The organism is Variovorax sp. PDC80, from assembly GCF_900115375.1.
Lineage (GTDB): Bacteria > Pseudomonadota > Gammaproteobacteria > Burkholderiales > Burkholderiaceae_C > Variovorax.
Genome location: NZ_FOWG01000002.1, coordinates 866,943 through 879,689, shown reverse-complemented (window position 1 = coordinate 879,689; position 12,747 = coordinate 866,943). Strand labels below are relative to the sequence as shown.

Sequence of the window (12,747 nt, the reverse complement as noted above, 5' to 3'; positions counted from 1 at the left end):
GCTCATTCCATGATTTCCTGCGTTTCCTTCTCGCGCCGTTCGCGCGCTCGCGTTTCTGCGTCCTCCTTGCGCGCGCGCCTGGCCGGCCTGCCGCTGGCCCTGGTGCCGGCCTTCGGCGGCCTGCTGCTGGCCCAGCTGCCATCGGTCGCTTCGGCACAGCAACAGCCCGGCGTGCTCGGCGAGACGGTGGTCACCGCCACCCGCACCGCGCAGCCGCTGTCGGACCTGGTGGCCGATGTCTCGGTGATCGACCGCGAGACCATCGAGCGCAGCGGATCCACCGGCGTGGCCGACGTGCTCGCGCGCCAGGCCGGTATCCAGATCGTGCGCAACGGCGGCGTGGGCAACTCGACCAGCGTCTACATCCGCGGCGCCGAGACGCGCTTCACCGCCGTCTACATCGACGGCGTGCGCGTGGACTCGCAGGCCACCGGCGGCGCGGCCTGGGAAAGCATCCCGCTGGCGCAGATCGACCGCATCGAGGTGCTGCGCGGCCCGGCCGCCGCGGTCTACGGGTCCGACGCCATCGGCGGCGTGATCCAGCTGTTCACCAAGCGCGGCGAGGAGGGCGTGTCGCCCTCGATCGGCGTGGGCTTCGGCAGCCATGGTCTTTCGCGCACCGAGGCCGCGATCAGCGGCAAGGCCAATGCCTTCGACTATTCGTTCGGCGTGGCCCACGAGGAGAGCCGCGGCTTCAACATCCAGCCGCTCGAGAAGCGCACCTTGCCCAAGGACGGCTTCACCAGCCCCGATCGCGACGGCTACAACACCACCTCGGGCAATGTGCGCCTGGGCTGGCAGATCGCGCCCGGCCAGCGCCTCGAGGCCACCGCGCTGTCGAGCGACACGCAGGCGCGCTACGACGCCGCCAAGTCCGGCAGCAAGCCGCCGGCCTACTACCTCGACGACCAGAGCCGCAACCGGCTGCGTACCGGCGGCCTGACCTGGTCGGCGCAGTGGAACGAGGTCTACAGCACGCGGCTGCAGGTGACCGATTCGCAGTCGGTCTACAGCACCATGCCCTCGTACTACCGCACCGAGACCCGGCTGCGCGGCTACCTGTTCCAGAACGAGCTGCGCTTCGGCCCGCACCTGGTGACGGCCGCGCTCGAGCGCCGCGAGGACCGGCTCGAGAACGCGCCCACCAGCAGCACCGACAAGGGCCTGGCGCGCAAGCGTTCGCAGGATGCCGTCTCGCTCGGCTACGGCTTCGTGCAGGGCCCGCATTCGCTGCAGCTCAACGTGCGCCACGACGACGACAGCGAGTTCGGCGGCAAGACCACCGGCAGCGCCGCCTACGGCTTCGCGATCACGCCGAAGCTGCGCGTGACCGCGTCGGCCGGCACGGCCTTCCGCGCCCCCACGCTCTACCAGCGCTTCAGCGAATACGGCAAGCCCGACCTGCAGCCCGAGTCGAGCCGCAACGTCGAGCTCGGCCTCAAGTACACCGACGGCCCGACCAACGCGGGCATCGTGGTCTACCGCAACCAGGTGCGCAACCTGATCGTGTTCGACTCGACCGCCAAGGGCTGCGCCTCGTCCTTCGGCTGCTACGGCAGCACCGCGCGGGCGCGCTACGAGGGCGTGACGCTCTCGGCCGGCCACCGCATCGGCGACGTCACGCTGCGCGCCTCGCTCGACTTCCAGGACCCGCGCGACCTGGCGACCGACAAGCTGCTTGCGCGCCGCGCCAAGCGCTATGCCACGCTGGGCGCCGACTGGCGCCTCGGCGGCTGGACGCTGGGCGCCGAGGTGCAGACCTCGAGCCAGCGCTACGACGACGCGGCCAACACGCGCACGCTCGGCGGCTACACGCTGCTGAACCTCGTGGCCAGCACGAAGATCGTGCGCGACGTCGACCTGGTCGCGCGCATCGACAATGCGGGCGACAAGGACTACATGCTCGCGCGCGGCTACGTCACCGGTGGCCGCAACGCGTACGTCGGATTGAAGTGGACGCCCCAGTAAGCCAACACCTGCCTGATCGCGCGGCGAGCTGCGCCGCCGTGCTCGTGGCCGCGCCCGCCTCCGGGCAGGGCAAGACCACCGTGGCCGCCGCGCTCGCGCGGCTGCATGCGCGCCAGGGCCGGCGCGTGCGCGCCTTCAAGTGCGGACCCGACTTCCTCGACCCGCACTGGCTGCGGCTCGCCACCGGCGCGCCCGTGCATTCGCTCGACCTGTGGATGACCGGCGAGGCCGACTGCCGCGCGCGGCTGCATGCGGCCGCGGCCGAGTCGGACCTGCTGATCGTCGAGGGCGTGATGGGCCTGTTCGACGGCACGCCGAGCGCGGCCGACCTGGCGCAGCGCTTCGGCCTGCCGGTGCTGGCCGTGATCGACGCCCATGCGATGGCCGGCACCTTCGGTGCGCTGGCGCATGGGCTGCAAAGCTTCAGGCCCGGGCTGCCCTGGGCCGGCGTGCTGGCCAATCGCGTGGCCGGCGAGCGCCATGCCGACATGCTGCGTGGCGCCTTGCGCGAACCTGCGGACTGGCTCGGCGCCTTGCCGCGCGACGCGGGCTTCTCGCTGCCCGAACGGCACCTGGGCCTGGTGGCGGCGCACGAACTCGGCGACGCGGCCGAGCGGCTCGATCGCGTGGCCGATGCGCTGGCTGGCACGCCGCTGGGGTCGCTGCAACTGCCGCAGGTGCGCTTCGAAGCGCCGCCGGCCGGCGAGCTCGCACCGATCGCGCCGCTGCTCGCGGGCCGCACCATCGGCATCGCGCGCGACGCGGCCTTCTCGTTCATCTACCCGGCCAACCTCGACACGCTGAACGCGCTCGGCGCCAGGCTGGCCTTCTTCTCGCCGCTGGCCGGCGAGGCGCTGCCGGACTGCGATGCGCTGTGGCTGCCCGGCGGCTATCCCGAGCTGCATGCCGCCACGCTCGCGCGGCGTTCGGACCTGCGCGACGCGCTCGCCGCCCATGCGGCCGCGGGCCGGCCGATCTGGGCCGAATGCGGCGGGATGATGGCGCTGTTCGACGAAATCGCGGTGCCCGGAGACGGAGGTGACGTCGAGGTGCATGCGCTGTGGGGCCTGCTGCCCGGGCGCGTCACGCTGCAGAAGCGGCTCGCCGGGCTCGGCCCGCAGGCGCTCGCGCTGGGCGCGCACACGCTGCGCGGCCATACCTTCCACTATTCGCGCTGCGAGACACCGCTGGTGCCGGCAGCCCATTCGCGCCGCCCGCAAGGCATGGCCGGCGGCGAGGCGCTCTACGTGCGCGGCCCCGTGCGCGCGAGCTACTTCCACGCCTGGTTCGCCTCCAGTCCCGAAGCCACCGCGCGGCTGTTCGATGCCGCGCCGCTCGAAACCGGGGCACCGGTTGCCCAGGAGCATCGCGTTGACGCCTGAACACGAATTCATCCTCGGCGGCCAGAAGAGCGGCAAGTCGCGCCGCGCCGAGCAGCGCGCCGCCGACTGGCTCGCGGCCGCGCCGAAGCAGCGCCGCGCGGTGCTGATCGCCACCGCGCAGGCCTACGACGACGAGATGCGCGAGCGCATCGTGCGCCACCAGGCCGACCGCGCCGAGCGCGTGCCCAGCCTGCGCACCATCGAGGAACCGGTCGAGCTGGCGCGCGCCATCGTGACCCAGAGCACGCCCGAATCGCTGGTGCTGGTCGACTGCCTCACGATGTGGCTCACGAACCTGCTGATGCCGCTGCGCGGCGAGGGCGCGCGGCCGGTCTCGCGCACGCCGACCGCGCACATCAACCTGCTGCTGGGCGCGCTGCGCGATGCGCGCGGTCCCGTGGTGCTGGTGGGCAACGAGATCGGCCTGGGCGTGATCCCGCTGGGCCGCGAGACGCGCGCCTTCGTCGATGCGCTGGGGCGGCTCAACCAGGACGTGGCCGGTGTCTGCCACCGCGTCACCTTGATGGCCGCGGGCCTGCCGCTGACCCTGAAGGAGCCGGGCCGATGAAAGGCTTTCTCGTCGCCGCGATGGCGGCACTGGCACTCGCCACGGGCCTGTGGTCGCCGCCCGCGAGCGCGCTCGAAGTTGTCGACGAACGCGGCGTGGCCGTCGAGCTGCCGCAGCCGCCGCAGCGCATCGTGACCCTGCTGCCCTCGCTGACCGAATCGGTCTGCGCGCTCGGTGCCTGCGCGCGGCTGGTCGGCGTCGACCGCTATTCGAATTCGCCGGCCCCGGTGCGCGGCCTGCCGCAACTCGGTGGCGGCATCGACCCCAACGTCGAGGCCGTGGTGGCGCTCAAGCCCGACGTGGTGCTGCTCGCCAAGTCCTCGCGCGTGACCGAGCGACTCGAGGCGCTGGGCCTCAAGGTGCTGGTGCTCGAACCGAAGAACCATGCCGACGTGCGCCGCGTGCTCGGCAAGCTCGACCAGGTGCTCGGCACCCACGAGGCTCCGGCGGTCTGGCGCGCCATCGATGCCGCGGTGTCGGCCGCGGCGCAGTCGCTGCCGGCCGCCGCGCGCGGCGTGCGCGTGTACTTCGAGGTCAACAGCGGCCCGTATGCGGCCGGCGAGTCCTCCTTCATCGGCGAGACGCTGACGCGGCTGGGCGCCAGGAACATCGTGCCGGCGGCGCTCGGCCCCTTTCCCAAGCTCAACCCCGAATACGTGGTGCGTGCCAATCCCGACCTGATCATGGTCAGCGTGCGCAGCGCGCAGGGCCTCGAGCAGCGCCCGGGCTGGGGCACCATGCGCGCGGTGCGCGAGGGGCGCATCTGCCGCTTCACGGCCGAGCAGTCCGACGTGCTGGTGCGCCCCGGTCCGCGCATGGACGAGGCGGCACGGCTGATGGCGCAGTGCCTGGGCGACAAGGCAGACAAGGGAGGCGCGCGCTGATGCCCGCGGGCCACCTGCGCCGCGTGGTGCTGTTCGGCCTCGCGCTGCTGATGCTCGGCGCCGCCTTGCTGTTGCTCGGCCTGGGCATCGGCAGCACCGGCTTCGAGAGCTTCCTGTCGGCGCGCCACGACCCGGTCGCGCTGCAGATCGTCTGGGACATCCGGCTGCCGCGCACCCTCGGCGCCTGGCTCGCGGGCGCGCTGCTCGGGCTGGCCGGCGCGGTGGCGCAGGGGCTGTTCCGCAATCCGCTGGCCGATCCCTTCCTGCTCGGCAGCGCCTCGGGCGCCTCGCTGGGCGTGGCGCTGGCGCTGCTGTTCTTCGGCGGCTCGGCCGCCAGTGCGCAGTGGGTGGTGCGGCTGGGCCTCACGGGCGCGGCCTTCCTCGGCTCGATGGCGGCCGTGATGCTCACGCTGCTGCTCGCGCGCGGCGTGCAACAGACCCTGCGGCTGCTGCTCGCGGGCGTGATCGTGGGCGTGGTGCTGGGCGCGATGAAGGACCTGATCACCATCGCTTCGGCCGACATCCTGCAGGCGATCCAGGGCTTCACGCTCGGCAACACCGGCCTGGTCGGCTGGAGCGCCTGCGCGGTGATGGCGCTGGCCTGCGCGCTGTGCCTGCTGCTGGCCTGGGCGCTGGCGCCGGTGCTCGACGGCCTCGCTCTCGGCGAGGCCACCGCGCGCAGCCTGGGCCTGCCGCTGGGCGCGATGCGCGCCGCGCTGGTGGTGGTGCTGGCGCTGGCCACCGGCGCCGCGGTGGCGCAGACCGGCCTGATCGCCTTCGTCGGCCTGGCCGCGCCGCACCTGGTGCGCTCTGTCGTCAAGACCACGCATGCGCGGCTGATCGTGCTGTCGGCCGCGATGGGCGGGCTGCTGCTGATGGCGGCCGACCTGCTGGCGCGCTGGCTGATCGCGCCGCAGGAGCTGCCGGTGGGCGTGCTCACCGCGGTGCTGGGCGGCAGCTACCTGCTGTGGCTGATGCACCGGCGCACCGCGAGGGGCACGGCCTCATGACGGCCGCCACCGCCCAGGCGCTCGAGGTGCGCGGCGTGAGCGCGGCGCTCGGCGGGACCGAGGTGCTGCACGGCATCGACCTCGCGATCGGCGCCGCGCGCTGGACCAGCATCGTCGGCCCCAACGGCGCCGGCAAGTCGACCCTGCTCAAGGTGCTGGCGGGCCTGCTCGCGCACGGCGGCGAGCTGCGGCTGTTCGGCGAGCCCGCGGCGAAGCTGCCGGCGCGCCAGCGCGCGCGTCGCCTCTCGTGGCTGGGCCAGGGCGTGGCGGGCGAGGGCGCGGCAGACGACCTGCTGGTCTACGACGTCGCGATGCTCGGCCGCCTGCCGCACCAGCGCTGGCTGGCCGCGCCCGACGCGGCCGACCGTGCCGCCGTGGAGCGCGCGCTGCGCGCCACCCAGGCCTGGGACTGGCGTGAGCGGCCGCTGGGCCAGCTCTCGGGCGGCGAGCGCCAGCGCGTGCTGCTGGCACGCGCGCTCGCGGTCGAGGCCGAGCTGCTGCTGATGGACGAGCCGCTCGCCAACCTCGACCCGCCGCACCAGGCCGACTGGATGCAGACCGTGCGCGCGCTGGTCGCCGCGGGCCGCACCGTGGTCAGCGTGCTGCACGAACTGCCCATGGCGCTGGCGGCCGACGAACTCGTGGTGATGGACCAGGGCCGCGTGGTGCACCACGGCGGCAGCAGCGATCCCGCGACGCATGCGGCGCTCGAGCAGGTGTTCGATCACCGGATTCGCGTGCACCGCGTGGCCGAGCAGTGGATTGCGTTGCCGCGCTGAATGCGCATTCGACAGCCTTGAAAGAGACCCTCCCATGCAGATAGAAACCCCACCCAGCGAGAAGCCCTACGAAAAGCCCGAAGGCGAACGCCGCGGCATCGTCATCGTCAACACCGGCGACGGCAAGGGCAAGAGCACCGCGGCCTTCGGGCTGGCGCTGCGCGCGCATGGCCGCGGCAAGGCCGTGAAGATCTACCAGTTCATGAAGGTGCCGAGCGCGCGTTTCGGCGAGCACCGCATGTTCGAGCAGATCGGCATCCCGATCGAGGGCCTGGGCGACGGCTTCAGCTGGAAGAGCCAGGACCTCGAGCGCTCGGCACAGCTCGCGCGCGACGGCTGGGAGAAGGCGAAGGCCGCGATCCTCTCGGGCGAGTACTTCCTCGTGGTGCTCGACGAGATCACCTACCCGCTGATCTACGGTTGGCTGCCGCTCGAGGGCGTGCTCGAGACCCTGCGCGCGCGGCCGAAACATGTGCACGTGGCGCTCACGGGCCGCCGCTGCCCGCCCGAACTCATCGAGCTCGCCGATACCGTGACCGAGATGACGCTGGTCAAGCACGCGTTCAAGGCCGGCATCCCGGCGCAGCGCGGCATCGAGGATTGAACCGGATGAGCCAGGCGTTCGCGGCCGAGGAGGCGAGGGCGGTCTACCGCGCCATCCACGAGCGGCGCGACATGCGGCATTTCGCGGGCGGCGAGGTCGCGCCCGAGTTGCTGCGCCGGCTGCTCGAGGCGGCCCACCATGCGCCCAGCGTCGGCTTCATGCAGCCCTGGCGCTTCATCCGCATCCGCGACGCGGCCCTGCGCACGCGTCTGCATGCAACGGTCGAGCGCGAACGCGTGCTGACGGCGCGCGCGCTCGGCGAGCGCGAGGACGCCTTCATGCGCCTGAAGGTCGAGGGTCTGCTCGACGCGGCCGAGCTGCTCGCGGTGACGCTGGCCGACGGCCGCGAGCACCATGTGTTCGGCCGCCGCACCCTGCCGCAGATGGACCTGGCCTCGGCCGCCTGCGCGATCCAGAACCTCTGGCTGGCCGCGCGCGCCGAGGGGCTGGGCATGGGCTGGGTCTCGCTGTTCGATCCGGCCGAGGTGGCGGCGCTGCTGGGCCTGCCGGCCGGCGCCGAGACTATCGCGCTGCTGTGCCTCGGGCCAGTGCACGGCTTCTACGAGGAGCCGATGCTGCAGCGCGAGCGCTGGGCACAGCGCGCACCGCTGTCATCGCTGGTGTTCGACGAGGCCTGGGGCCGGCCCTCGGACCTGTTCGATCCCGATCCTTCTTCGCCTGACCTGGAGTCCGCCTGATGCTGGCCTTCGATACCGTCCTGTTCGAGCTCGCGCGCCTGTTCCTCTGGCCGGTGACGCTGGGCGTGCTGCTGTCCTTCGTCTATGCCGTGTGGTGCCTCGGTGCCTTCGGCGTTGAATACCTGCAGCGGCGGCGCGACCCGTCGCGCGCGCTGGTGCTGGCGCGGCATGCGCAGGCCAGCCAGGAGCAGATGGAGCTGGCCGTGCTCAAGGAGCTCGAGGGCGTGCGGCTGTGCAGCCGCGTGGCGCCGATGCTGGGCCTGATCGCCACCATGATCCCGATGGGCCCCGCGCTGGTGGCCGTGGCCTCGGGCGAATCGCAGGGCGTGGCGCAGAGCCTCGCGCCGGCCTTCGCGAGCGTGATCGTCGCGCTGGCCTCGGCCTCGATCGCCTTCGTGGTCTACACCGTGCGCCGGCGCTGGCTGATGCGCGAACTGGTGATGCTGCTCGACGCGCGGGACCGGCTCTCATGAGCAAGCGGCAGTTCTCCATCCTGAGCAGCCTGGACGGCGACGACGACGATCCGGTGCTCTCGACCATCAACCTGATCGACGTCTTCATGGTCGTGATCGGCATGCTGATGATCGCGGTCATCAACAACCCGATGAACCCCTTCGCGCAGGACAAGGTCACGGTGATCCGCAACGAGGGCCAGCCCAACATGGAGATCGTGACGCGCGAGGGCCGCAAGATCACGCGCTTCAAGGCCAGCGGCGCGACCGGCGAGGGCGACGGCGAGCGCGCGGGCACGGCCTGGCGTCTCAAGGACGGGACCATGGTCTACGTGCCGGCCGACGCGGTGCCGGTGCAGGGCGGCAAGTGAGCCTGTTGCGGCGCTGGGTCGCGCTGTGGCTACTGGCATGGCTGGCGGCGCTGCCGGCCTGGGCGCAGCAGCAAGCAAGCGGCCCGGTCGTGGTGCTCGCGACCTCGCTGGTATCGCCCGCGCGCGTGGCGCGGCTGCAGGCCGCGGCGCAGCAGGCGGGGTTGCCGTTGCAGGTGCTGTCGGCCACGCGGGATTCGCCCGAAGCGCTGTCGGCCGCGCTCGAGGACGCGCGGCTGCTGGTGATCGATGCGCCGCACCTGAGCGTGGCGCAGGCCGCGGCGGCGCGCTTCGGCGACGCGATCGCGCGCAGCGCGGCGCCCTATGTGCTGGTCGGCGAGTTCGCGCTGGTCGCCCGAGGCCAGCTCACGGCCGCGCCGCCGCTCGCGGCCGAGCGTGGCGTCGACGCGGCCTGGGCGCAGCGGCTGCGTGCCTACTGGCGCTTCGCGGGCAGCGCGAACCTCTCGGCGTCGATGCAGGCGCTCGCCAGGGTCGGCGTGTCCGATGGGCTGCCCGAACCCGTGGCGACGCCGCTCGCGGGCTTCTATCACCCGGGGTGGCCGCGCATCGAGACCGGCATCGAGGCGGTCGAACGGTTGCCAGGCAAGAGCGGCACGGTGGCGATCGCGGTCAATGCCGCCACCGTGACCGGCGAAGACACGGCCTGGCTCGACCAGGCGATCGCCGCGCTCGCGCAGCGCGGCCTGCGTGCCTATGCCTTCTACGGTCCGCGCCAGCAGAAGGACCTCTACACGCGCATGACCCAGGCCGAGGGCGGCCGCCGCGTGGCCGACCTGATCGTGAATGCCGCGCTGGTCTTCACGCCCAACGAGCGCAAGGCCGAGCTCGAGCGCATCGGCGTGCCGGTGCTGCAGACCCTGCCATCGCTGGCCATGGATGCGGCGCAGTGGGCGCAGAGCAAGGACGGCCTGGCTCAGTCCGACATCGCGGCCTACTACAGCCCGAGCGAACTGGCCGGCATGACCGACCCGATGCTCGTGAGCGCGCGCGATGCCGCGAGCGGCAGCCTGCAGCCGCTGCCCGCACAGATCGACGCGGTCGCCGACAAGGCCGCGGCGCTGCTGCGGCTGCAGCGCACGAGCGCGGACCAGCGCCGGGTCGCGATGCTGGTCTACAACTACCCGCCGGGCGAGGCCAATTTCGGCGCCTCCTTCCTCAACGTGCCGCGCAGCGTCAGCCGCATGATCGCGGCGATGCAGGCGGCCGGCTACCGCACCGAGGCGCCCGCGCCCGAGGCGCTGATCGCGCAGGTGCAGGCCACGCTCAAGGCGTCCTACCCGGCACCGGGAACCGACGAACTGCAGCCGCTGCTCGCGCAGGGCCTGGCCGACACGCTGCCGCTCGCGCGCTACCTCGCATGGTTCCGCGCGCTGCCCGTCGAGACGCAGCAGCGCATCGAGGCCTATTGGGGCGCGCCCGAAAGCTCGACCCAACTGCGCACGGTGGACGGCGCGCCGGCCTTCGTGATTCCGCGCGTGCGCTTCGGCAACGTGGTGGTGCTGCGCCAGCCGCCGCGCTTCGAACCCGGCACGAGGGTGATGGACAAGGCGCAGCAGGTCTACCACCGCTCGGCGGTGCCGCTGGGCCATGCCTACCTCGCCACCTACCTCTGGCTGCGCACGCAGTTCGGCGCCTCGGCCGTGGTGCACGTGGGCACGCACGGCACGGTCGAATGGTCGGCCGGCAAGGAGCGCGGGCTGTCGGTGCAGGACGATCCGCTGCTGGTGCTCGGCGACCTGCCCAACGTCTATCCCTATGTGATGGACAACCTCGGCGAGGCCACCACCGCCAAGCGCCGCGGCCGAGCGACCATGGTCAGCCATTCGACGCCGATGTTCTCGCCGGCCGGCCTGCGCCCGGGCCTCGCGCAGATGCACGAGCGCATGCACGACTGGGAGACGCTCGCGCCCGGCCCGGTCAAGGCCGCGCTCGAACGGCAGCTGCTGGCCGACTTCGTGGCCCGGCACTACGACCGCGACCTGGCCTGGACACCCGCGCGCATCCGCGCCGACTTCGCGGGCTTCGTGGCGGTGCTGCATCCCTACCTGGACGAACTCGCGCAGACCGCGCAGCCGCTGGGCCTCGCGACCTTCGGCGAGGCGCCCGATGCCCGGCGCCGGCGCGCCACGCTGCTGCAGATCGTCGGCAAGCCGCTGGCGACCGCGCTCGGCGAGGACCTCGACGAGACCTTCCTGCGCGAGCCGGCCGACATGGCCGATTCGCCGCTGGGGCGCTGGGTGGCGCGGGTGCTGGACGATGCCGCCTTCGACGGTGCGACCACCGCGCCCGCGCAGGCCGAGACCCTGCGCGCGCTGGCCACGCGCGTGCGCCAGCTCGACGCGACGCTCGCGCGCAACGAGGAGATCGAGGGCCTGCTGACGGCGCTCGATGGCCGCTACCTGCGCGCGAGCTATGGCGGTGATCCGGTGCGCAATCCCGACAGCCTGCCGACCGGCCGCAACCTCTACGGCTTCGATCCCAGCCGCGTGCCCACGCGCGCGGCCTGGGACACCGGCGTGGCCGCCATGGACGCCTGGATCGCGGCCTATGCGCAGTCCCACGGCGGCAAGGCGCCCGAGAAGATCGCGTTCACGCTCTGGGCCGGCGAAGCCTCGCGCCACCAGGGCGTGCTCGAGAGCCAGGCCTTCCATGCGATGGGCGTGCGGCCGCGCTGGGACGAGGCCGGGCGCATGAACGGCATCGAGGTGCTGCCCGCCGCGGCGTTGAAGCGGCCGCGCATCGATGTGCTGGTCAGCGTGACGGGCTCGTACCGCGACCAGTTCCCGCACGTGATGCGCTGGCTCGACGAGGCGGTGCGGCAGGTGGCGGCGCTGCGCGAGCCCGCTGGCGCCAACGCGGTCGCGCGCCACAGCGAGGCGCTGGCGCGGCGGCTGCGGGCCGAAGGTGCGTCGGAGGCGGAGGCCGCGCGCTGGTCGACCGCGCGCGTGTTCTCGAACGAGCAGGGCAGCTATGGCGCCGGGCTCGAGGAGGCCGCGCTCGCGAGCGAGCTCTGGCGCTCGCAGCGTCGCGGCGGCGGCGACGCGCAGATGGCGGGCCTGTTCATCGACCGCATGGGCCATGCCTATGGCCAGGGCCTCGAGGGCGCCGCGCGGCCCGGCGCCTTCGCGGGCAATCTCGCGCAGGTCGATGCGGCGCTGATGGCGCGCAGCTCCAACCTCTATGGCGTGCTGACCAACGACGATCCGTTCCAGTACCTCGGTGGCATCGCGCAGGCGGTGCGCCATCTCACGGGCAAGGACCCGGCGCTCTATGTGCAGAACCTGCGCGACACCGGCGCGGTGCGCACCGACACCGCCGCCGGCGCGATCGCGCGCGAGATGCAGACGCGCTACCTGCATCCGCAATGGATCGCGGCGCAGCAGGCCGAGGGCTACAGCGGCGCGCTGCAGGTGCTGAAGACCGCGCAGTTCCTCTGGGGCTGGCAGGTGACCGCGCCGGCCACGGTGCGGCCCGACCAGTGGCAGTCGCTGCACGATACCTATGTGCGCGACCGCGAGCGGCTCGGCACCCGCGCCTGGCTCGAAGGCGCGAACCGCGCGGCCTTCGCGCAGACGCTGGAACGCATGCTCGATGCGGTGCGCCTGAACTACTGGTCGCCCGATGCCGCGACGCGGCGCGAGCTCGCGCAGGCCTATGCGCAGGCGGCGCAGGCCAGCGGGCTGCGCGAGCGCAACCTGGCGGTGGAGCGCTTCGCGCGCGCAGCGATGACCGCGCCGCCGAAGCCGGTCGTGGTGCCGGTGGAAGTGCAGGGCGCCACGGCCCCGGCCACGCAGGCCGAATCGCCGGCACCGAGTGACACCCGGCAAGGCGAGGCGGCCGCGACCCAACCCGTGCGCGGGCTGCGGCTCGAACCGCAGCCCGAGCCCGTGCCCGCGCCGCGCAGCGCTTCGGTGGTGCGCACGCTCTGGGCGCTGTTCGGCATGGCTGCGCTGCTCGCGCTCGGCGCGCTGACCCAGTGGCACCGGCACCGCCGGCCGCGGCCGGTCCACTGA

At 72.8% G+C, this 12,747-nt stretch carries 11 protein-coding genes; all 11 read left to right on the top strand.

Annotated elements, in window-relative coordinates; genetic code table 11:
• The first annotated feature begins 9 nt into the window (after window positions 1-9).
• The 11 genes from BM109_RS09620 to cobN are packed head-to-tail and all read left to right on the top strand — an operon-like array spanning window position 10 to window position 12,747.
• Window positions 10-1,968: a TonB-dependent receptor domain-containing protein gene (locus tag BM109_RS09620; RefSeq protein ID WP_093342351.1), complete on the top strand. Its 1,959-nt coding sequence runs from the start codon at window positions 10-12 to the stop codon at window positions 1,966-1,968.
• A 38-nt stretch (window positions 1,969-2,006) separates the two neighbouring features.
• Window positions 2,007-3,350, top strand: a complete 1,344-nt coding sequence (locus BM109_RS09615; RefSeq protein ID WP_177239291.1) for a cobyrinic acid a,c-diamide synthase CobB — start codon at window positions 2,007-2,009, stop codon at window positions 3,348-3,350.
• The gene (locus tag BM109_RS09610) at window positions 3,292-3,918 is read left to right on the top strand and encodes a bifunctional adenosylcobinamide kinase/adenosylcobinamide-phosphate guanylyltransferase (RefSeq protein WP_093342349.1); all 627 of its coding nucleotides are present in this window, start codon (window positions 3,292-3,294) and stop codon (window positions 3,916-3,918) included. Before BM109_RS09615 ends, BM109_RS09610 begins: the two co-directional genes overlap by 59 nt.
• 20 nt (window positions 3,919-3,938) lie before the next feature.
• Window positions 3,939-4,802, top strand: a complete 864-nt coding sequence (locus BM109_RS09605; protein ID WP_371268794.1) for an ABC transporter substrate-binding protein — start codon at window positions 3,939-3,941, stop codon at window positions 4,800-4,802.
• Entirely contained in the window at window positions 4,802-5,812 is a 1,011-nt protein-coding gene (locus BM109_RS09600; RefSeq protein ID WP_093342346.1) for a FecCD family ABC transporter permease, read from the top strand. Before BM109_RS09605 ends, BM109_RS09600 begins: the two co-directional genes overlap by 1 nt.
• Window positions 5,809-6,591 (top strand): ABC transporter ATP-binding protein, encoded by a 783-nt coding sequence (locus tag BM109_RS09595; protein WP_093342344.1) that lies wholly within the window; start codon window positions 5,809-5,811, stop codon window positions 6,589-6,591. The genes BM109_RS09600 and BM109_RS09595 overlap by 4 nt, the downstream gene beginning before the upstream one ends.
• Window positions 6,592-6,625: 34 nt before the next feature.
• Window positions 6,626-7,195 (top strand): cob(I)yrinic acid a,c-diamide adenosyltransferase, encoded by a 570-nt coding sequence (gene cobO / locus BM109_RS09590; RefSeq protein WP_093342343.1) that lies wholly within the window; start codon window positions 6,626-6,628, stop codon window positions 7,193-7,195.
• A 5-nt stretch (window positions 7,196-7,200) separates the two neighbouring features.
• The gene (bluB, locus tag BM109_RS09585) at window positions 7,201-7,893 is read left to right on the top strand and encodes a 5,6-dimethylbenzimidazole synthase (protein ID WP_093342341.1); all 693 of its coding nucleotides are present in this window, start codon (window positions 7,201-7,203) and stop codon (window positions 7,891-7,893) included.
• Complete coding sequence (locus tag BM109_RS09580; protein ID WP_093342339.1) at window positions 7,893-8,366, top strand: MotA/TolQ/ExbB proton channel family protein; 474 nt, start codon at window positions 7,893-7,895, stop codon at window positions 8,364-8,366. Before bluB ends, BM109_RS09580 begins: the two co-directional genes overlap by 1 nt.
• Window positions 8,363-8,716 (top strand): DUF2149 domain-containing protein, encoded by a 354-nt coding sequence (locus tag BM109_RS09575; protein WP_093342337.1) that lies wholly within the window; start codon window positions 8,363-8,365, stop codon window positions 8,714-8,716. The genes BM109_RS09580 and BM109_RS09575 overlap by 4 nt, the downstream gene beginning before the upstream one ends.
• The gene (gene cobN, locus BM109_RS09570) at window positions 8,713-12,747 is read left to right on the top strand and encodes a cobaltochelatase subunit CobN (RefSeq protein WP_256222457.1); all 4,035 of its coding nucleotides are present in this window, start codon (window positions 8,713-8,715) and stop codon (window positions 12,745-12,747) included. The genes BM109_RS09575 and cobN overlap by 4 nt, the downstream gene beginning before the upstream one ends.